18 protein-coding genes are annotated in these 19,758 nt (G+C 66.1%); 13 read left to right on the forward strand and 5 right to left on the reverse strand.

Annotation, left to right across the window (positions count from 1 at the left end; all coding sequences use genetic code 11):
• Positions 1-93: 93 nt before the first annotated feature.
• A complete protein-coding gene (locus ACHWUQ_RS10195; protein ID WP_239810135.1) occupies positions 94-798 on the reverse strand; it encodes a PspA/IM30 family protein in 705 nt (234 codons plus the stop codon).
• Between the two features lie 40 nt (positions 799-838).
• Positions 839-1,291 (reverse strand): YjfI family protein, encoded by a 453-nt coding sequence (locus ACHWUQ_RS10200; protein ID WP_239810134.1) that lies wholly within the window; start codon positions 1,289-1,291, stop codon positions 839-841.
• 349 nt (positions 1,292-1,640) lie between these two features.
• Here ACHWUQ_RS10200 and ACHWUQ_RS10205 point away from each other — a divergent pair, with 349 nt between their 5' ends.
• The 9 genes from ACHWUQ_RS10205 (at position 1,641) to catC (ending at position 11,575) form a co-directional block, all read left to right on the forward strand.
• On the forward strand, positions 1,641-2,408 hold the full coding sequence (locus ACHWUQ_RS10205) for an enoyl-CoA hydratase (RefSeq protein ID WP_394681049.1): 768 nt from the start codon (positions 1,641-1,643) through the stop codon (positions 2,406-2,408).
• A 623-nt stretch (positions 2,409-3,031) separates the two neighbouring features.
• Positions 3,032-4,393, forward strand: coding sequence for a glycosyltransferase family 2 protein (locus ACHWUQ_RS10210; RefSeq protein ID WP_312526187.1), 1,362 nt, complete (start codon positions 3,032-3,034; stop codon positions 4,391-4,393).
• The gene (locus ACHWUQ_RS10215) at positions 4,390-5,343 is read left to right on the forward strand and encodes a hypothetical protein (protein WP_394681050.1); all 954 of its coding nucleotides are present in this window, start codon (positions 4,390-4,392) and stop codon (positions 5,341-5,343) included. The genes ACHWUQ_RS10210 and ACHWUQ_RS10215 overlap by 4 nt, the downstream gene beginning before the upstream one ends.
• The gene (locus tag ACHWUQ_RS10220; RefSeq protein WP_394681051.1) at positions 5,340-6,323 is read left to right on the forward strand and encodes a hypothetical protein; all 984 of its coding nucleotides are present in this window, start codon (positions 5,340-5,342) and stop codon (positions 6,321-6,323) included. The genes ACHWUQ_RS10215 and ACHWUQ_RS10220 overlap by 4 nt, the downstream gene beginning before the upstream one ends.
• 9 nt (positions 6,324-6,332) lie before the next feature.
• Positions 6,333-8,222 carry a hypothetical protein gene (locus ACHWUQ_RS10225; RefSeq protein WP_312834789.1) on the forward strand — a complete coding sequence of 630 codons (1,890 nt, stop codon included), beginning with the start codon at positions 6,333-6,335 and terminating at the stop codon, positions 8,220-8,222.
• Entirely contained in the window at positions 8,219-9,403 is a 1,185-nt protein-coding gene (wecB, locus tag ACHWUQ_RS10230) for a non-hydrolyzing UDP-N-acetylglucosamine 2-epimerase (RefSeq protein WP_369460623.1), read from the forward strand. The genes ACHWUQ_RS10225 and wecB overlap by 4 nt, the downstream gene beginning before the upstream one ends.
• A gap of 18 nt (positions 9,404-9,421) precedes the next feature.
• A complete protein-coding gene (locus ACHWUQ_RS10235) occupies positions 9,422-10,318 on the forward strand; it encodes a YaiO family outer membrane beta-barrel protein (RefSeq protein ID WP_312526197.1) in 897 nt (298 codons plus the stop codon).
• A 10-nt stretch (positions 10,319-10,328) separates the two neighbouring features.
• The gene (locus ACHWUQ_RS10240) at positions 10,329-11,093 is read left to right on the forward strand and encodes a hypothetical protein (protein WP_239810126.1); all 765 of its coding nucleotides are present in this window, start codon (positions 10,329-10,331) and stop codon (positions 11,091-11,093) included.
• A 197-nt stretch (positions 11,094-11,290) separates the two neighbouring features.
• Positions 11,291-11,575 (forward strand): muconolactone Delta-isomerase, encoded by a 285-nt coding sequence (gene catC / locus ACHWUQ_RS10245; RefSeq protein ID WP_312414285.1) that lies wholly within the window; start codon positions 11,291-11,293, stop codon positions 11,573-11,575.
• A gap of 97 nt (positions 11,576-11,672) precedes the next feature.
• On the opposite strand, the gene ACHWUQ_RS10250 is transcribed toward catC, so the two are convergent.
• A complete protein-coding gene (locus ACHWUQ_RS10250) occupies positions 11,673-12,455 on the reverse strand; it encodes a fumarylacetoacetate hydrolase family protein (RefSeq protein ID WP_394681052.1) in 783 nt (260 codons plus the stop codon).
• Between the two features lie 209 nt (positions 12,456-12,664).
• Between ACHWUQ_RS10250 and ACHWUQ_RS10255 the strand changes: the two genes are divergently transcribed.
• From ACHWUQ_RS10255 to ACHWUQ_RS10270, 4 genes are all read left to right on the forward strand, one after another.
• On the forward strand, positions 12,665-13,969 hold the full coding sequence (locus ACHWUQ_RS10255; protein WP_394681053.1) for a Glu/Leu/Phe/Val dehydrogenase: 1,305 nt from the start codon (positions 12,665-12,667) through the stop codon (positions 13,967-13,969).
• 188 nt (positions 13,970-14,157) lie between these two features.
• Positions 14,158-15,111 (forward strand): Bug family tripartite tricarboxylate transporter substrate binding protein, encoded by a 954-nt coding sequence (locus ACHWUQ_RS10260; RefSeq protein WP_394681054.1) that lies wholly within the window; start codon positions 14,158-14,160, stop codon positions 15,109-15,111.
• Between the two features lie 23 nt (positions 15,112-15,134).
• Positions 15,135-16,721: a class I adenylate-forming enzyme family protein gene (locus tag ACHWUQ_RS10265; RefSeq protein ID WP_394681055.1), complete on the forward strand. Its 1,587-nt coding sequence runs from the start codon at positions 15,135-15,137 to the stop codon at positions 16,719-16,721.
• Between the two features lie 44 nt (positions 16,722-16,765).
• Positions 16,766-17,770, forward strand: coding sequence for a tripartite tricarboxylate transporter substrate binding protein (locus tag ACHWUQ_RS10270; RefSeq protein WP_394681056.1), 1,005 nt, complete (start codon positions 16,766-16,768; stop codon positions 17,768-17,770).
• A gap of 67 nt (positions 17,771-17,837) precedes the next feature.
• Here the strand turns inward: ACHWUQ_RS10270 and ACHWUQ_RS10275 are convergent, their stop codons facing one another.
• Positions 17,838-18,713 (reverse strand): hypothetical protein, encoded by an 876-nt coding sequence (locus ACHWUQ_RS10275; RefSeq protein ID WP_394681057.1) that lies wholly within the window; start codon positions 18,711-18,713, stop codon positions 17,838-17,840.
• 118 nt (positions 18,714-18,831) lie between these two features.
• Entirely contained in the window at positions 18,832-19,713 is an 882-nt protein-coding gene (locus tag ACHWUQ_RS10280) for an HpcH/HpaI aldolase/citrate lyase family protein (RefSeq protein WP_394681058.1), read from the reverse strand.
• Positions 19,714-19,758: the final 45 nt, after the last annotated feature.

Below are 19,758 nucleotides of genomic sequence, written 5' to 3' on the forward strand. Positions count from 1 at the left end.
GGCAGTCCCTCTTCTAGGTGTGCGGTAGCGGCCGCAGCGCCCGCTCCTCACTTGTTGTGTGTCTGGTCGGGCCAGCCATGGCCCCGGGCGGTATCAACCTTCCTTGGAGCCGGCGCGTTGCGCCTTGAGGCGCTCGAGCACCGACTGCGCATTGCCGGCGGTGGCGGTGATGCCTGCGGCGCGCAGCTTGGCGTCGAGCGCGTCCTCGCTGCTGCTTTGCGCCAGCTCGGCCGCGCTCTCCATGCGGGCGCCGCGCTCGGCCTGCTTTTGCTTGATGCGTTCGAGCGAATCAAGCGCCGTCTGCACCCGCGACTGCGAGCCGGTGTAGCGGCCCGCCACCGTCGCCTGGGCGCGTTGCACGCTCTCGGTGGCCTTGACGGTGTCCGCCTGCTGCTTGAGGCGCTTGATGTTGGACTGCGCCGTCTGGATCGCCGTGCGCAGCTGCTCCACGCTCTGGGTGAAGGCGCCCAGCTGGGCCTCTTCTTCATCGCGCTGGGTTTCGAGCAGCGCAACCTTGCCGGCCACTTCGAGTGCCAGGGCTTCGTCCTGGGTTTCCAGCGCCTTGAGTGCATAGCCTTCGTATTCGGCAATCTTCGCCTGGGTGGTCTGCAGCTTGCCGGCAGACAGCTTTTGCTTGGCCATGATCTCGGCCAGCGCTTCCTTGGAGCTGTTCAGGTCGTTGTCGGCATCGCGGATCTCCTGGTCCAGGATGCGCAGCGCCTGGCTGTCAGTGACGGCTTCACCCGCCTCGTGCGCGGCGCCGCGCAGCGCAGTCACCAGCTTGTTCCATACGGTCATGATGCTCTCCTTGTACTGTGGGGTCGGGGACGGGCTGCGCTCAGACCTGCGCCAAGGTCAGATAGGGGGCCAGCGCCTCGGTGGCCTGGATCACGCTGTCGGCCAGGATCAGGATCTCGGCGAGGATGTCGTCCGTGCTGCTGTTGGCGCGCATCGCGGCAAACATCACATAGCCCTCGCCGCCCCGCGCCAGTGGCTCCAGCGCCATCGTCGTGAACGGGAACAGCTTTTGCAGCCGCAGGATTTGGGCATTGAGGCCCGCGCCATCGCGCACCTGGTTGGCGGGCCACAGAAAGGCCTCGACCACCAGCTGCTCGCCTGACAGCGCCAAATGCACCGGCAGGTCGCCAAAATCGGACAAGGTGACCAGCACGCTGGTCTCGGCCCCTTCCAGTAGCTCAATCTGCAACTTGCCCTCCCGGGCCAGCGCCGATGCACCCAACTCTTCGGCCAGTGCCTGAATGCTGCGGTAGTGGTGCTTGCTGCTTTCCATACTCCCCTCCTGTTGGTGGATGGTCCATGAACCCGGTTGCGCCTGCGGCTGGCGCATCTGCTTTTCGAGCAGATGCAGGACCGCGCTGTACTCTGGAAGTACCCAGACTTCTTTCTTCACCAACCCTTGCTCCCGCAGCCGTTGGCGGTGCAAGCGCTGGTAGTGGGCAGATGTTTTTTGGTCCATGGGGCCACGATAACAGTCATTACATGTGATGTGTACATGTAATAGTTTCAATATGTAAATTCTCTTTTAAAATCATAGCGCTGCATGGTTGTTTCATGCGGCTGATTGGCGTTTTGTCTCGATGGGGACCGGCCCGCTGGCGATGCATCTTCACAATGGCTGCATGCTTTTGACCGACCTGCACCATGCCCACACCAGCCTGCAAGACAACGGCGTGGCGACCCTGACTTTCCGCAACGCCGGCAGCCTCAATATCCTGTCGTCACCGGTGCTGGAAGATCTGGCCCAGGCACTCGGTACCTTGGCGCAGGACAGCCGCATCCGCGTGCTGGTGCTGCGCGGCACAGGCGACAAGGCCTTTGTCGCAGGTGCGGATATCAAGGAGATGCGGGCGCTCACGCCCGACAATGCCGCCGCCTTCATCACCCGGCTGCGCCGCGTCTGCGAAGGGGCGCGCCAGTTCCCCACACCGGTGATTGCGCGCCTGCCGGGCTGGACCCTGGGTGGCGGGCTGGAGCTGGCCTGTGCCTGCGATATCCGCATTGCCAGCAACCGCGTGCAATGCGGCATGCCCGAGGTCCAGGTGGGTATCCCCTCGGTGATCCATGCCGCGCTGCTGCCCCGGCTGATTGGCGCAGCCCGCACGCAGTGGCTGCTGCTGACCGGCGACAACATCGATGCCGCGCAGGCACTCCAGTGGGGGCTGCTCGACCAGGTGGTGCCGCCCGCGCGGCTGGACGGCGAGGTGGAACACATGGCCAACAAGCTGGCCAGCTACGGCCCGCAGGCCCTGCGCCAGCAAAAGCGCATGCTGCGTGCCTGGGAGCAGCAATCGATCGACCAGGCGATCGGCGACAGCGTGCAGGAGTTTGCCAACGCCTTCAAGACCGGTGAGCCTCAGGCCTATATGGCCCGCTTCGGACAGCACTGAGCCATTTCGCAGGCGCGCCAGGCCTGGCCCGGGCGGCCTGGTCACCCGCAGCGCCTGCTGAGCGCCGCGCCGCCGCTGCGCGGCGCTTCTATCCCCGCCTCCCACCTCTCTTAGCCAGCGCCACGCGCCCGCCCCCGCGCGGGCGCTGTCCCGTTGCGCGCTGACCCTCCTTCCCCCGCCCGCTTCTGTGGTCCCGGCCCCGGCCGCCTGCATGGAGCGCGCTTGCCTCCACTGCTGCGCATTTTTTCTATCGGTGTGCGCTTCTTGCCACTGCTGAGCGCATCACCCGGTCACAGAATCCGATGCTGCAGCGCATCATCCGCCGTGTCAAATCGTTAAAAAACACTTCCAAATCAAGCATCAATTTGTAACTGCAACAGGACGAAGATCCGGCAGAGCGTTGATAGTTATCTCCTTTGGCGTTAATAAATACTTACTTTTTACTCGGATACTTGTTGAAACACTATTCATACTGTTTTGTCGATTGATATAATCGAATCGCAAGTCGTAAGAATTTTTTTCTATCAATCACCATGCCCAAGCGCTCCGCACCCCTCCTTCAGGCACCTGCCCTCTGCGCAGCGTTTCTGGGCCTTTTTCCTGTTTGGGCCCATGCGCAGCCGTTGAGGCCTTACCAAGCCAGCTGGGCCACCTGGGGCCTGGGTCTGTGCCTGGCAGCGCTGCTGCTGGTGGTATTGCTCGAAGCGCTCTACACCTTCCGCCACTATGCGTTCACGCTCAACCGCCTGTTTGCACGGCAGCGCCCGCTGTATGCCGGCATCGAGCATGCCCATTGGCCGCACATCACGGTATTTATCGCAGCGCACAACGAAGAGGCCGTCATCTCCGGCTGCATCGAGGCATTGCTGGATGTGGACTATCCGCGCGACCGCCTGACCATCATGCCGGTCAATGACCGTTCGACCGATGGCACACGCCAGATCATCGACGGCTATGCCGACCGCCACCCAGGCCGCCTGCAGCTGTTTCACCGCCAGGAAGGCCCGCCCGGCAAGGCCGCTGCACTGGCCGATGCCACGGCGATCGTCCAGGCCCGGGGCCAGTCCGAGCTGATCGTCGTGTTCGACGCCGACTACCTGCCCGGCAAGAAGATCATCAAGCAGCTGGTGGCCCCCTTTCTCGACCCTGAAGTCGGTGCCGTCATGGGCCGCGTGGTGCCGCAGAACGCCGGTGTGAACCTGCTCACCCGCCTGTTGGATCTGGAGCGCTCCGGCGGCTACCAGGTGGACCAGCAGGCCCGCTTCAACCTGGGCGCCGTGGCCCAATACGGCGGCACGGTCGGCGGCATTCGCCTGAGCGCGCTGCAGGACGTGGGCGGCTGGACACCGGAGGTGCTGGCCGAGGACACCGACCTGACCTACCGCCTGCTGCTCAAGGGCTGGCAAACCGCTTACCTGGGCTATGCCGAATGCTATGAAGAAGTCCCTGAGAGCTGGGCCGTGCGTTTTCGCCAGATCAGCCGCTGGGCCAAGGGCCACAACCAGGTCATGACCAAGCTGGGCACCGAGATGCTGACCCGCAAGGGCCTGCGCTGGATGGAGCGGGTCGATGGCGTGGCACTGCTGGGCGTGTTCCTGATGTCCCCCATCCTGCTGGTGGGCTGGATGCTGGCGCTGGTGCTGACCGTGACGGGCTATGGCATCGGTGCGAATGTGAACATTGCGCTGCTGATGCTGCTGATCGCCACCGGTTTTGCCTGCGTCGGCAACTTCGCGGCCTTCTTTGAAGTGGCTGCGGCCGTGCACCTCGATGGCCACCAGCGCCGCCTGCGCCTGCTGCCGCTGCTGCTGACCGGCTTTGTCGTCAGCATGGTGGCGGTCTCGAAGGCCACGATCGACGGGCTGCTGCTCGACAAGCTGTTCAAGCGCCAGTTCAAATGGGACAAGACCGTGCGCTACCGCCAGCCACCCGCTGCGCCAGCCACTGTCCCGGTCACCCCCGCCCTGCCTGAAGCCCGTGTATGACCGCCCCCACCAACCCCTTGCTGTTTGGCAGCATGTGGCTGATCGCGACCGTCCTGGTCTTCCTTCTGCCGCTGTTGCCGGCGCTGCGAGAGCTGTACTCGCGCAGCGATGCCGATGCGCTGGAGATCGACCCGCTGGACGACGGCCGCACCGACTACGCCGCCCACCGCATGGCCGAGCAGCTCGACCTGCTCGAAGCCATGCCGCGCGTAGCGCAATGGCAACGGGATGACCAGGGGCGCCTGATGGTCCCCCGAGGCCAGAGCCGCCTCATGGCCCGGACCGCACTGCCGGTGGTGATCGGCTTTCGCTCCGAGCTGCGCACCCTCGTCTCCAGCGATATCGTCGAGCTGCAGGCCAACAGCGTCGTGCAGCGCGTGTTGCATGCCAAAAGCATCCACTGCCTGGGGCCGGCGCAGCTGGCGCGCCTGACCAGTGCCGAACGCCATATCGTGCTGTCGCCCGGTGCGCGCTTTCTGCGCCTCGCAGCCGAATGCGTGTTTACCTGGCCGCTCAAGCGCTCGCTGCAGTTTCCGCTGCCCGAGCTGGGCATCGGCATGCCGCTGACAACGCAGCAGCGGCGCCATGAAGGTGACTTGCGCATTCCCGTCGGCACCATCTTGCGGGGCGGCCTGGTGGTCACCGGCAACCTGCTGATGGAGGAGATGTCCGTGGTCATCGGCCACGTCAAGGTGCATGGCAATGCCGTCCTCGCCAAGAGTGCCTGCGTGCAAGGTGCCGTGTTCGTCAATGGCGATCTGCAGACCAAGGGCAACAACTATGTCGAAGGCCCGCTGTGCGCGGGCAAACGCCTGCACCTGGGGCCTGACAGCCAGGTCGGCGACAAGGACTGTCCCAGCAGTGTCTCGGCCTGGACCATTGCGCTCAACGCCAGTGTGCGGGTTTATGGCAGTATTGCGGCGGTACGTTCCGGACAGGTGGTGCTATGAAAACACGCAATCTCTGGATCGCCTCTGCCGCGATGGCCTGGCAGCTCGCAGGCGCGGCCCAGCCGGCCGAGCCGCCGGGGCTGGCCGCCTTTGCCACCGGCGATGGCGCCTATTACACGACCGTGGGCGGCCAGGTGGTGGACCCGTATTTCGTCAACAAGGGCTTCACGATCGCGCTGCAGGCGGATGCGCCCCTGCAGGCCGAGCTGCAGCAGTGGCTGTCCTGGCTGTTGCCGCGCCAGCGCCAGGACGGCGGCTTTGACCGCTTTTGCCCTGCAGCGGACAAGGCCTGGCGCAGTTGCATGGGTGCCGATGCCGATGATTCCATGGCCGCCACGACGATCGAGATGCTGCATCTGGCACAGAAAAAAAAATGGCTGCTGCCCAGCCAGCAGCCGGCTGCCGAGCAAGCCATCGCGCGCAGCCAGCAGCTGCTCGCACGTCTGCGCAACCCCAAGAACCAGCTCTACAAGGCCTTGCTCGACACCGAGCTGTACTACCTGATGGACAACATCGAGGTCTATGAAGCACTGCGGGTGAGCGAAGGCGCGCAGGCCGGCCCCGGATCCAAGCGGCTGGCGGCCGCCATCCACCAGCGCTTTCGCAGCGGCAGCGAATGGAAACCCGCCTTGCCCGAGTACGACCGCCCCCGCTTTTACCCCCATACCCTGGCCAGTGCCTACCTGTGGCAGACCGGCCTGATCTCGCGCGCCGAATCGGACCGCGCCACCGCCCAATGGCTGGCCCAGCACGGCAACGCCTGGCTCTCGCGCAGCGAAGACCACTATGCCTGGGGTCTGGTGGCCTGGAAGATGCGCCAGACTGCCCCGATCCAGGCTGCCTGCTGGCGCGCATCGCTGCGCCCCTTCCCCGCTGCGCTGGGCTGGACCGTGCTGGATGCGATGATCGACCCCTCGCTGGCGCACACCGGCATCGGTACGCAGTGCCCCTTTGCCCCTGCTGCGGCGGCCAACCGCTGAGGCTGAACCATGAACAAGCTCTTGCGCTGGAAAAAATGGCTGGCTGCCTCTGCGCTCGTGCTGTGCGTGCTCGCCGCCATCGCCTGGCACCAGTCGCGCAGCCTTCGGGCCAGCCAGCATTACGCCACCATCAGCCTGTTGATCCCCGACCGCATGGCCCCCGATGCGCCAGAGGTCGCCATCTGGCGCCAGGCCGCGCGCGAGCGCGGCGTGCTGCTGAGGCCGCTGGCCATCAGCGAATGGATGCGTGGCATCCACTACGGCGCGCCCGCGGCGCAGCAGTCGGTGATCCTGCCCGATACCTTCCATCGCAATATCTCGGACGCCGCTGTGCAGACCCTGATTGACGTCGTGCATGCCGGTGGCCAGGCCATGGTCGTGCAGGATGGCGGCTTGCTCGATGAGCGGGGCTACTACAACAAGGGCAGCTCACGCCTGTCGCAGATGCTGGGCCTGCGCTATGGCGATTACGACACCTTCAAGGACCAGCTGTCGGACTATGAAGAGATCCGTGGGGCGCCAGCGACGATGGAGCTGCTGGGCATACCCCCCGGGCGCTACCTCGATGCCAAGGCCGCCGCCAAGCTCACCGCCATCGACCCGGCCGAGCTGGCGCAGCAGGAACCGGCCTTCCCCAGCTTCATCGCGGGCTACACCAAGGATTCGCAGCGCTTTACCGTGCTGAAAACCGACCGTCCCAGCGGCCTGCAGGTGCTGCTGCAATCGAGCAACGGCGATGTCGTGGCCAGCGTCAACCGCTGGGGCAAGGGCCAGGCGATGTTCATCAACCTGCCGCTGACCTACCTGCTCGAACGCACCGACGGCATCTTTCTGCATGGCTTTCTGGCCTACTTTGCCCACCAGGTGGTGCAGCAGCCCGCGCTGCTCAGCGCGCCGGACGGCAAGGGCGCTCTGGTGCTGAACTGGCACAACGACGACGGCAAGGCCATCGGCTACCTGCACGAGCTGCAGGAGGCCGGCATTTTCGACCACGGCCACCAGTCGATGCATTTCACCGCCGGCCCCGATGTGAACAAGCCGGGTGACGGCCTGGGCATGGACCTGGACTACAACGAAGACGCCCAGCAGATGATCCAGAAGCTGCTCAGCCAGGGCCATACCATCGGCAACCATGGCGGCTGGATCCACAACTATTTCGGCGACGGGGCATCGGACAGCAACAGCGATGACTTCATGCCGCTGCTCGACCTGAACAATGCCGCCGTCACCAAGGCCAACCATGGCCAGCAGCCCAAGGAATACTCGGCCCCCAATGGCAACACACCGCTGTGGACCTACGACTGGATGGCCGAGCATGGCGTGCAGGCCTTCTACACGGTGGCCAACGTCGGCATGCCACCCACGCGGCAGTGGCTGGGCACGCGCCAGATCCACCAGTCCTGGGCCTTCCCGGTGCTGACCTATGGCCAGGTGGCGTCGGCGGAAGAGGCCTCGTTCCAGAAGATGCCGACCGAGGAATTTGGCGCATGGCTGCAGCAGGTGGCGCGTTTCATCGAGCAGACCCGCAGCATCCGCCTGAGCTACTTTCACCCGATTGGCGCGGTCGGCTACCTGCCCGCCGTCAAGGCCTATATCGACAGCATGCAGGCCTGCGTGGACCGCGCGCAGTGCCAGTTCATCTCGATGACGGAGGCCGCCGACTTCCTCAGCCGCCGCGACCAGGTAGAGTGGTCCCTGCAGGCCCAGGGTAATGCCGATGTGCTCAGTGCCCGCCACCCCCAGTCCCTGGCCGGCATGGCCTGGACACTGCCCAGAAAAAAATATGCTGCCGTGCAAGTACAAGCAGGCCAGGCCCAGGTGCAAGCCACCGACGACGGCTGGCTGGTGCGTGCGCAAGGCGGCCAAGAACTTCGTCTCGAACTGCGCCGCCAACCATGACTTCCTCGCCCCCCTCCTCCCCCTCGTCCGTCGTAGCCATCATGGGCACCCGGCCCGAGATCATCAAGATGGCACCGGTGGTGCTGGCACTGCGCCAGCGCGGCATCCCCACCCATGTGCTGCACACCGGCCAGCACGAAGAGATGGCTTGGCCGCTCTATGCGTTCTTTGGCATCGCGCCCGAGCAGGTGATCCGCCTCAAGCGCGAGGTCGCCAGCTTGCCGGCGCTGTCGAGCGAGCTGATGTCCGCGATCGGCAGCACGCTGGCCAGCCTCCAGCCGGCGGTGGCGCTGGTGCATGGCGACACCAGCAGCGCCGCAATGGGCGCACTGGCGGCCGCCTACCTGCAGATCCCTGTCGGCCATGTGGAAGCCGGGCTGCGCTCGGGCCGCATTGCCGAGCCCTTTCCTGAAGAGATCAACCGCAGCCTGATCGGCCGCGTCAGCCAATGGCACTTTGCGCCCACCGGCCAGGCCCGCGAGAACCTGGAGAAGGAAAACGTGCCGGGCGAGATCTCGGTGGTCGGCAATACCGTCGTGGACGCCGTGCTGCTGGCAGCCCGCCATGTGCGCACGCAGCGCGCTGCCGGCCAGCCGGTGGCCAACCCCGACTACCAGTGGTTCATTGACAGTGGCCTGCGCCAGCTGGTGCTGGTGACTGCGCACCGGCGCGAGAACTGGGGCGAACCGATGGTGGAGATTGCCCAATCGGTGGCCCGCCTGCTCGAGCAGCACCCCGATGCGGCAGTGATCTGGCCGGTGCACCTGAACCCGCTGGTGCAGCAGGTGGTGCGCGGCGCCCATGCGGCCTGCCCTGCCGATGTGCAGCGCCGCTGGCGCCTGACCGCTCCGCTCGATTACGCGCCGATGGTCGAGATCATGGACGCGGCCCAGCTGCTGCTGACCGACTCGGGCGGCATCCAGGAAGAGGGCCTGTCGCTGCACAAGCCGCTGCTGGTGATGCGCGAAGTGACCGAGCGCCCCGAAGTCATCGCCTGCGGCGCCGGCCTGCTGGTGGGCACCGAAGCCGAGCGCATTCTGCAGGCAGCCAGCCATGTGCTGGCCACCGGCCAGCTCCCCGGCCTGCCGCCCACCACCGTCGACAACCCCTTTGGCGATGGCAGCAGCGGTGCACAGATTGCTGCCGCGATTGGCCGCCATCTGCAGCACGCCTCTGTCTGAACCCTCCACAAGAACACCATGAACATACGCACCCTCCCCCCTACGCTGGCGCTGAGCGCCGCCTTGCTGGCGCCTGCCCTGGCTGTGGCGCAAACCGCCGATGCCACGCCCGCCGCAGCGACGGCCAGCACGCCCGTGGCACCGCCTGCGGATGCACTGCCCGCTGATGCGCCAGCCGCTGATTTCGAACCCGGCCGCCGTGGCCGCGTCGATGCCGGCATGGGCTTTTCGAGCCTGACCGGGGGCAACAGCAACTGGAACGAGCAGTTCGTGCGTGGCTATGTCGGGCTGCGGCCCGGCACCACGTTGAACTGGGACCTGTCCAGCCAACGCCATTTCGACCAGCGCGGCACCGTGGGCGCGCTGTCGCTGACGCACACCCTCACCCCCTGGTGGTATGTGTCGGTGGGCGCCAGCTCCGGCTCGGCCGACTTCCAGAACAAGTACCGGGGCGACATCGCCATCTACCGCAAGTGGACCGAGAGCCAGCAGTGGGTGACCGGGCTGGCGCTGATGAAGTCGGCCAGCCGCGATGGCATCCACCGCGACACCGGCATCACCGCGTCGGTGGCCTACTACTCGGCCCACGACTGGGTCGGCGAAGGCGGCGTGGTCTACAACAAGTCCAACCCCGGCTCGGTCGAAGGCTTCCGGGGTTTTGCGGCGCTGACCATGGGCCGCGAAAAGCAGCACTACTTCACCGCCCGCATCGACCACGGCAAGGAGGGCTACCTGCCCACCGGCGCCATTGCCAATGGCGCCGGCAACCAGGTGGGCTTCCAGTCGACCGAGCTGAGCCTGCAGTGGCGCCAGTGGCTGGGCAGGGACTGGGGCTACCTGGTGGGCGGCCAGTTCTACCGCAACCCTTACTACAACCGCAAGGGCATCAGCGCTGCGGTGTTCTTCGACTTCTAGAGGCCAGACCATGTCGTTGCGCATGACCCGCCAGCACCGGGGGCTCAGAAGCTACATCTGGACCTGGCAGCACAGCGCGCAGCTGCTGGTACTGCTGACGGCGTTCTGGCTGGTGCTGTGGTGGGCGGCGCCGCTGCTGATGCACCGCTGGGCCGATGTGCTGGGCTGGGCCTGGCCACATCTGGGCCTGGGCAGCAGCGATGGGGTCGAGGTCAAAACCACCTCACTGCTGGGTGTGCCCGTGGACGTGGTGCGCACGCAGTTCTATGTGCCGCCGCCAAGCCTGTGGCAGTGGTGGGGCGGCGCGCTGCTGTCGCTGGGGCTGATGGCGCTGTCCTTCGCGCTCTCGCGTGAACGCCTGCCGCTGATCTACGGCCTGCGCATCGTCGCACTGCTGGGCATCGTGGGTCTGCTCTCGTACGAATTTCTGCCCGCGCTGGCCGTCAGCGACGTCAACCGTCTGCTGGCCGACAACATCCTGGACATGGGCCTGGCGATGCTCTGGCTGCTGCCGGCCGTGCATGCGCTGGTGCTGTATATCTTTCCGATCCCGGTGCTGCACAAGGTGGCGGCCACGATGACCGGCATGCTGATGCTGGTCGTCAGCATCCCGCTGCAGGCGGCCTCGCTCGCGTGGCTGGCCCAGCAATGCAGCCTGCTCGTCACCCTGCCCCTGTACATGCTGTTCAGCTTTCTGCCCCAGATTGCGGCACAACTGGGCATCTATGGGCTGTTCATGAGCTTTGCCCCCGCGCCGGAGCCCCGCAGCCCGTAGCGCCTGGCGCCCGAAAAAGTTTCCCAAGCAACAATTAGCCGACGAGACCCTGTTGGCATCCACCTGGGCGGACAATGCGCGCTGGCCCTGCGTTCAGCCCCCGTTGCCGACCTCAGAGGCCACAACTACCGATCGATCACTGGCGCTCGGCAGCCGGCCCTGGGGCAGGCCCGCTCAGCGCCGCCAAGGAGAAAACAATGCTGTACCTGGTTCGCATGGATGTGAACATTCCCCATGACCTGCCCGCAGAGCAGGCCCAAGAGATCAAGGCCCGCGAGAAGGCCTACTCGCAAGACCTGCAGCGCGATGGCCGCTGGAAGCACATCTGGCGCGTGGCGGGTGAGTATGCGAACTACAGCGTGTTCGATGTGGAATCGAACGACGAACTCCATGGCCTGCTGCAGGCACTGCCGCTGTTCCCGTACATGAAGATCTCGGTCACGCCGCTGGCCCAGCACCCGTCGGCCATTGCCCAGAACTGATAGCGCCGGCACCGGCCGGCCACCCGCTGTGCAACGCACACCCTCGCCCATGGCGAACGGTGTGCGTTCTGCTTTCTGGCCTGGCCTGGCGTGCGGATTACAGCTGCACCCGCAGCTCGCCCATACCGTCAAACTGCACCCGCACTGCATCGCCGGGCGCGGCCTGCAGCAGGCCGCACCAGCTGCCGGTCGTCACCACCGTGCCGGCGCGCAGGCTGCCAAAGTGTGCGGTCGCATGGCGCAGCCACTGCGGCAGCAGCCAGGCGGGGTCCAGCAGGCCGTAGCTGTTCTCAAAAGCCTGGGCAGGCTGCGCACCGATCTGCACCGTGCAGCGCTGCGTGCGGCCATCGACCGGGCGGTACGGCAGCCAGGGCCCCAGCACCAGCGCGCCATGGCAGAGCAGATCGGCAGCCTTGAGGGCGGCCGGCGCCTGCAGCTGCTGCTGCCAGCGCGAATCAACGATCTCGATGCTCAGCGCCATCGCATCGACCAGCTCGGCGGCGCTGGCCTCATCAAGCGCTGCAGCCTGGGCCGCATCGACCGGCCGGCCCAGCCGCAGCGCAATCTCGGCCTCCACGCCGCGCAGAAAGAACGGGGTATTACCAAGATCGGCGCCGCCGCCATGCACCCCTTGCGGAGGCAGCGGCGCATGGCCCAGCGGCTGGCTGCGGCTGGGTCCGCCGGATTTCCAGTACTGCGGCGCCTGGGCGCTGTCGCCCCAGCGCTGGGCGCGCTCGCGGTGCACGGCGATGATGTCGGCAGGCGCCAGGCTCGCAGGCCAGGCAGCCGCGTCGATGGCAGTGCCAGCGGACGTGGCCGTCTGCAGCACCTGGGCCAGGGCAGCGGGTTGAAAAGGTGCGGCGGTGTCGGCAGAGGGCATGGCGATGGTGTCCGAAAGTGTAAGAAGTCCAATCGGCATAGCGTAACGGACCGCCGTACCCGCCCCTGTCGCCGCAGCACCAACGCAACATGTAAGCAGCACCCAGCCGAGGTTATGCAAAAAAAGCATTCCATCCCAATCATCCGGCCTTGGACAAAGGCTATAGAGCGGATTTAAGCTGTGCAGACCTTTTCAACCGCATGGATCGTATGACGTCCAACAGCACTCTCGCCGCAACGCAACACGCGCTGCCTTCCTACCTCGACGCCAAGCACCTGGGCCCCTGGGGCAACTACCTGCAGCAGGTCGACCGCGTCACGCCTTACCTCGGCTCGCTGGCCCGCTGGGTCGAGACGCTCAAGCGCCCCAAGCGCGCGCTGATTGTGGATGTGCCCATCGAGATGGACAACGGCACGATCGCCCACTTTGAAGGCTACCGCGTGCAGCACAACCTGAGCCGTGGCCCCGGCAAGGGCGGCGTGCGCTTCCACCAGGATGTGACCCTGTCCGAAGTGATGGCCCTGTCGGCCTGGATGTCGATCAAGAATGCCGCCGTGAACGTGCCCTACGGTGGCGCCAAGGGTGGTATCCGCGTCGACCCCAAGACCCTGTCCAAGGGTGAGCTCGAACGCCTGACCCGCCGCTACACCAGCGAAATCGGTCTGTTCATTGGCCCGTCCAAGGACATCCCTGCGCCCGACGTGAACACCAACGGCCAGATCATGGCCTGGATGATGGACACCTACTCGATGAACACCGGCGCCACCTCCACCGGTGTGGTCACCGGCAAGCCCATCGATCTGGGCGGTTCGCTGGGCCGTGTCGAGGCCACCGGCCGCGGCGTTTTCACCGTGGGCGTCGAGGCCGCCAAGCTGTCGGGCCTGGCGTTGCAAGGCGCCAAGGTGGCGGTGCAAGGTTTTGGTAACGTGGGCGGCACGGCAGGCAAGCTGTTTGCCGAAGCCGGCGCCCTCGTCGTGGCGGTGCAAGACCACACCGGCACCATCTTCAATGCCAAGGGCCTCGATGTGCCCGCTGTGCTCGACCATGTCGCCAACACCGGCGGTGTGGGCGGCTTCAAGGGCGCCGACAAGATGGCCAACGAGGACTTCTGGGCTGTCGACTGCGACATCCTGATCCCCGCTGCGCTGGAAGGCCAGATCAATGCCAAGAACGCCGGCAAGATCAAGGCCAAGATGGTGATCGAGGGCGCCAACGGCCCGACCACCACCGAAGCCGATGACATCCTGCATGACAAGGGCGTGCTGGTGCTGCCCGACGTGATCGCCAACGCCGGCGGCGTGACGGTGAGCTACTTCGAATGGGTGCAGGATTTCTCCAGCTTCTTCTGGAGCGAGGACGAGATCAACGCCCGCCTGGTGCGCATCATGCAGGACGCCTTTGCCGCCGTCTGGCAAGTGGCGCAGGAGAACCGGGTGTCGCTGCGTACCGCCACCTTCATCATCGCCTGCCGCCGCATTCTGCACGCACGCGAAGCACGCGGTCTGTACCCATAAAGCCAGCGCGATTCCACGCTTTGTCAGCGGCCCTCGTGGCCGCTTTTTTGCGCCCTGCTTCCGCGCACGCAAAGCATGGCTTTCGCAACGGCGAAGGCCCAATGCGCCCGGGTGCAGGCAAACCCCATCACGCCTGCCAGCGCGACTGCCTATGGTGAACTCCTAACTAAAAATACGGAGACACCACCATGCGCTTTGCGCGCCGCCGCGCCCTTGCGGCCCTGCTGCTTTCCCCGCTGCTGGCCTGGGCGGCCGACTGGCCGGCCCGCCCCATCACCATCGTCGTGCCCGCCGCTGCCGGCGGCACCACCGACATCGCAGCGCGCCTGCTGGCGCAGAAGATGGGCCAGTCGCTCAAGACCAGCGTCATCGTCGAAAACAAGGCCGGCGGCGGCGGTGGCATCGGCACCGCCTATGTGGCGCGTGCCAAGCCCGATGGCTACACCTTGCTGATGGGCAACATCGGCCCGGTGGCGATCAATTTCAGCCTCTACAAGAAGCTGGCCTACGGCCCTCATGACCTGCGCGGCATCACCAATGTGATCTCGGTGCCCAACATCCTGGTCGTGCATGCCAGCTCCCCCATCCAGAACGTGCAGCAGCTCGTGGCACTGGGCCAGCAAAAGCCACTGACCGCTGCGACCTCGGGCGTGGGCCAGTCGCCGCACATGTCCACCGAGCTGTTCCGCCAGCAAAGCGGACTGGATGTGACCCTGGTGCCCCACAGCGGCGCGGCGCCCGCCGTCACGGCCTTGCTGGGCCAGCAGGTCGATTTCATGATCGACAACCTGCCCAGCTCGATGCCGCACATCCAGTCGGGCAAGTTCCGTGCCTTGGCCATCACCAGCCGCGAGCGCTCGGCCCAGCTGCCCGATGTGCCGACGATGCGCGAGGCCGGTGTGCCGATGGATGTGACCGCCTGGTTCGATCTGCTCGCGCCGGCCGGCACGCCCGATGCCATCGTCAACCGCCTGCAGCAGGTGGCCCATGAGGCGCTGCAAGGCGCCGACATCCGCCGCACCTTTGCCGAGCTGGGTGGTGTGCCCGGCGGCGAGACGGCGGCCGAGCACGACGCCTTCATCGCGCAGGAGCGCAAGCGCTGGGCCGAGATCGTCCGCGCCGCCAACCTGTCTCTCGACTGATTCCTTTCGTTTGCATCCCTGGTATGTCTGACACTTCCTCCTTCCAACTCGCCCAGCCCTTTGGCTCCATCCCCGCCCTGGTCCTGGCCCAGGCCCAGGAACGCCCCGACCACACCGCGCTGGTGCTGGGTGACACGCGCCTGAACTACACCCAGCTCGCGCAGGGCATGCGCCAGGTGGCCTGCGCGCTGCAGCAGCAAGGCCTGCAGGCCGGTGATGTGGTGGCCATCTGCGCCAGCACCTCGGTGCCCTATGTGCTGGCCTACCTGGGCGCGCTGCAAGCCGGTGTCGTGGTCGCACCGCTGGCGCCCTCGGCCACCGCCGAGCACCTGAGCGCCATGCTGGACAATGCCGAGGCCAAGCTGCTGCTGCGCGATGCCGAGGTCGCCGCCCAGTGGCCGCTGGCCAGCACCGCAGAGCGGCCCTGCATCGCGCTGGACGATGACGCGCAGGCGGGCACGCCCTGGAGCGGCTGGCTGGCCCAGGTGCCCGCCGGCCAGGCGCCCCAGCCGGTGCAGCCCACGCCGCAGTGGCCTTTCAACCTGATCTACTCGTCGGGCACCACCGGCGTGCCCAAGGGCATTGTGCAAAGCTGGGGCATGCGCTGGTCGCATGTGATCCGCGCCGTCACCAACGGCTATGGGCCCGATGCGGTATCGCTGTGCGCGACGCCGCTGTACTCCAACACCACGTTGGTGGCAGTCCTGCCCACGTTGGCCCTGGGCGGCACCCTGGTGATGATGCGCAAGTTCGACGCGGCCCAGTACCTGCAGCTGGCCCAGGCAGAGCGCGCCACCCACACGATGCTGGTGCCCGTGCAGTACCAGCGCCTGCTGGACTGCCCGGCCTTTGACCAGACCGATCTGACGCGGCTGCAGAACAAGTTCTGCACCAGCGCGCCGTTCAAGACCGCGCTCAAGGCCGAGGTGCTGCGCCGCTGGCCCGGCCGCCTGATCGAGTACTACGGCATGACCGAAGGGGGCGTGCGCTGCGAGCTGCACTGCCACCAGTTCCCCGACAAGCTGCACACCGTCGGCCGCGCCGGGCCTGACGCCGATCTGCGCTTTATCGACGAAGAGGGCAAGGAGCTGCCCAAGGGCGCGCAAGGCGAGATCGTCGGCCGCTCGGCCGGCATGATGACGGGCTACCACCGCCAGCCCGACAAGACCCGCGAGGCCGAGTGGATCAGCCCCAGCGGCGAGCGCTTTATCCGCAGCGGCGATGTGGGCCAGATGGATGCCGATGGCTTCATCGTGCTGGGCGACCGCAAGAAGGACATGATCATCACCGGCGGCTTCAACGTCTACCCCAGCGACATCGAGGCCGTGCTGCTGCAGCACCCCGAGGTGCGCGAATGCGCAGTGATCGGCGTGCCCTCGGACGCCTGGGGCGAGAGCCCCGTTGCCTATGTGGTGCCACAGCCCGGCAGCAACCCCCAGCCGGCTGACCTGCAGCAGTGGCTCAACAGCCGCGTGGGCAAGACCCAGCGTGTGGCTGACCTGGTCATCCATGCGCAACTGCCCCGCAGCGAGATCGGCAAGGTGCTCAAGCGCGAGCTGCGCACGCTGTATGCGCGCCAGACCCACCCCACCAGCCCATCAACGGCCTGAGCGCCCCCGGGCGCCCATTCACGAAAAGGACCAGGAGACATGACATGATCCATCGCCCCCCCTCATCCACCCGGCGCAGGCAGCTGGCCGGCCTGCTCACGGGCCTGGCCGTTGCCGCAAGCAGCCTGCTGGCCGGCGTGGCCCATGCGGCGCCCTGGCCCAGCAAGCCGATCCAGCTGGTCATCCCCTACCCGCCCGGGGGCAGTGCCGATCTGCTGGGCCGGCCGCTGGCCTTGCAGTTGCAGCAGCAGCTGGGCCAGCCGGTGGTGCTCGAGTACAAGCCTGGCGCAGGCGGCACCCTGGCCTCGCAGTATGTGGCGCGGGCCAAGCCCGACGGCTACACCGTGCTGATGGTGCTGGCCGCGCATGCGATCAACGACAGCCTCTACCCCAAGCTGCCCTACGACACCCGCAAGGACTTTGCGCCGGTCTCGCTGGTGGCCAACCTGCCGATGATCGTCGTGGGCAGCAGCAAGCTGCAGGCCAAGAACATTGGCGAGCTGGTCAAGGCCGCGCAGGCCGCCCCGGAAAAGCTCACCTATGGCTCGGCCGGCAATGGCAATACCGGCCACCTCGCCGGCGCGCTGTTTGCCAGCACCGCCGGCGTCAAGATGACCCATGTGCCCTACAAGGGCAGTGCCGGTGTCGTCAACGCGATGCTGGCCAGCGATATCGACCTGACCTTTGACAGCATCTCGACGTCGATCCCGCATGTGCGCAGCGGCAAGCTCCATGCGCTGGCCGTCACCAGCGCTAAGCGCTCGGCGCTGGCGCCCGAGATTCCCACCGTGCAGGAGCAGGGCTTTCCAGGGTTTGACATCAATGGCTGGTATGCGGTGATCGCGCCAGCAGGCACCCCGGCCGACATCACCAGCAAGCTCAGCCGCGAGATTGCGACCGCGCTGCAAAACCCCTCGCTGCAATCGCAGCTGGCTGCCAGCGGCTATGAGCCAGTGGGCTCCACCCCCGAGGCACTGGGTGCCCATATCGACCGTGAGATGGAGCGTTGGGCAGCGGTGGTCAAAGCGACCGGCGCACGCATCGAATAAGCGCCCAAGGCCCCAACGACAATGCCCTGGCAAGCCAGGGCATTTTTCATCAGACAATTAACGCAGATCAGCGGCTTTGGCGCGCGCTGGCCTGGGCTTCCAGTGCGGCGCGCAGTGCATCGTCATTGCTGTTTTGCTCGCTGCCGGCATCTGGCGTCACCTTGCGCAGCAGGCCGGTGATGCGGCCCGAGTTCTGCATCAGACGGTTGGCATAGAGGGCGCCAGTGCCCGAGCCACGGGTGTTGCTCCAGTCACCCTCACCCTGGTTGACACTGAAGTTGAACCAGAAGCCCCGCACCGTTTCGCTCGATGTGCCGCTGCGCATCTTCACGCACTGGGTCTTGCCGGCATCGACGCCACGGATGATCTGCTCACAGGCAAACAGGCCGTCATAAGACACGGTCATGCCGCTGCCAAAGGACGATCCGCCGGTGATGCGGGTCAGCTGCATGGTCTCGGTTTCGATATTGCCGTTGCTGTCGCCATAGACCAGGCTCCACAGACCCAGCAGCGAAGCGGGCGAGTTGTCATAGCCAAACTGGTAGCGCTTGATTTCCTTCTCGCCCTCGCCCGGCAAGGTGATATAGCCCAGGGTGCCGCTGACAAAGCGGATGCGCACATTGCCCGGGCTGCCGCGCTCGACACCGCTGCGGTCGCCACTGCCCAGGAAACGGCCGCCCTCGTAGCGGCCCAATCGGGTGGTCAGCTCGCTGTTGTCATCCAGGCGGCCGGTAGCCATATAGAACGTGGGCTGGCCGCTGCTTTCATAGGCATAGACCTGCATCACCAGCACATCGTTTTGCACATCGATGGCAAAACCACGGCCGGGGCGGCCGTTGACTTCATCGGAGACGATCCAGGTGCCACCCTGCGGCACGTAGGCATGGACCATCCCGGTAAGGGCCACGGCGGCCCAGGCAATCGCGTGTTTGGGTTTGAACATGTCGCTCTCCTAATGGGGTGCGCCGCTGCTGCGGCGCGGTAGTGGAGCGAGTATATAGACGAGATTGCGCAGAGCTGTGTCAGAAAGTGTCCTGCTCGGCTACCCGAGCAAGCCACTTTTACGCGTCGCTTTGCACGCGCCGCTGGGCCTGCTGGTGGCGCTGCAAGGTTTTGTGGGCCAGTGCAATCACGGGGGCATCGACCATGCGGCCATCGACCACGCAGACCCCGCCTTGCGCCGCCTCTGCCGCCGCCAGCACCTGCCGGGCGCGCTGCAGCTGCGCACCGGTCGGCGCAAAGGCCGCATTGATGGGCGCCACCTGCATCGGGTGGATGCTGAGCTTGCCGCCAAAGCCGCCGCGCAGCGCCCGCGCCGCATCGGCCTGCACCACGGTGGCATCCTGGGTGTTCACGGTCACCCCATCGATGGGCGCTGGCAGCTGGGCGCGGCGCGCAGCCAGCACCACGGCCAGGCGCACCGGCAGCAGCTCGCTCTCGTCCTCGGCACAGGCCATGCCGGCATCGACCTGAAAATCCAAGTGGCCAAAGGCCAGGCGCAGCACACGCGGCGCGCGCGCAATTGCATCGATGGCATGCAGGCCCGCCACCGATTCGATGATCGGCACCAGCACCCCTTGCGTGCCCAGCGCCGGCAGCAGCAGTGCCATCGCCTCGGCCGTCTCGGCCTTGGGCAGCACCACGCCGGCGCCGCCCTGTGCGACCAGCTGGGCCAGCGCCTGCAGATCGCCGTCAAACCAGGGCGTGCCATGGGCATTGATGCGCACCAGCACCCGGGCGCGCCCGGCCGCCTGCAGCTGGCCAAAGGCGCCCAGCAAGGCACTGCGTGCAGCTTCCTTGTCCTGCGGTGCCACCGCATCTTCCAGGTCCACGATCACTGCATCGGCCCCACTGGCCAGTGCCTTGGCAATGCGCTCGGGACGGCTGGCCGGTACAAACAGCCAGGAGGTGGCGGTGGCCAGCGGATGCGTGTTGAGAGTCATGTCCATCAGTCTTCCGTTTATCAAAAAGGGGCCCATGGCCCCTGC

It is taken from the genome of uncultured Comamonas sp., from assembly GCF_964277875.1.
Lineage (GTDB): Bacteria > Pseudomonadota > Gammaproteobacteria > Burkholderiales > Burkholderiaceae_C > Comamonas > Comamonas sediminis.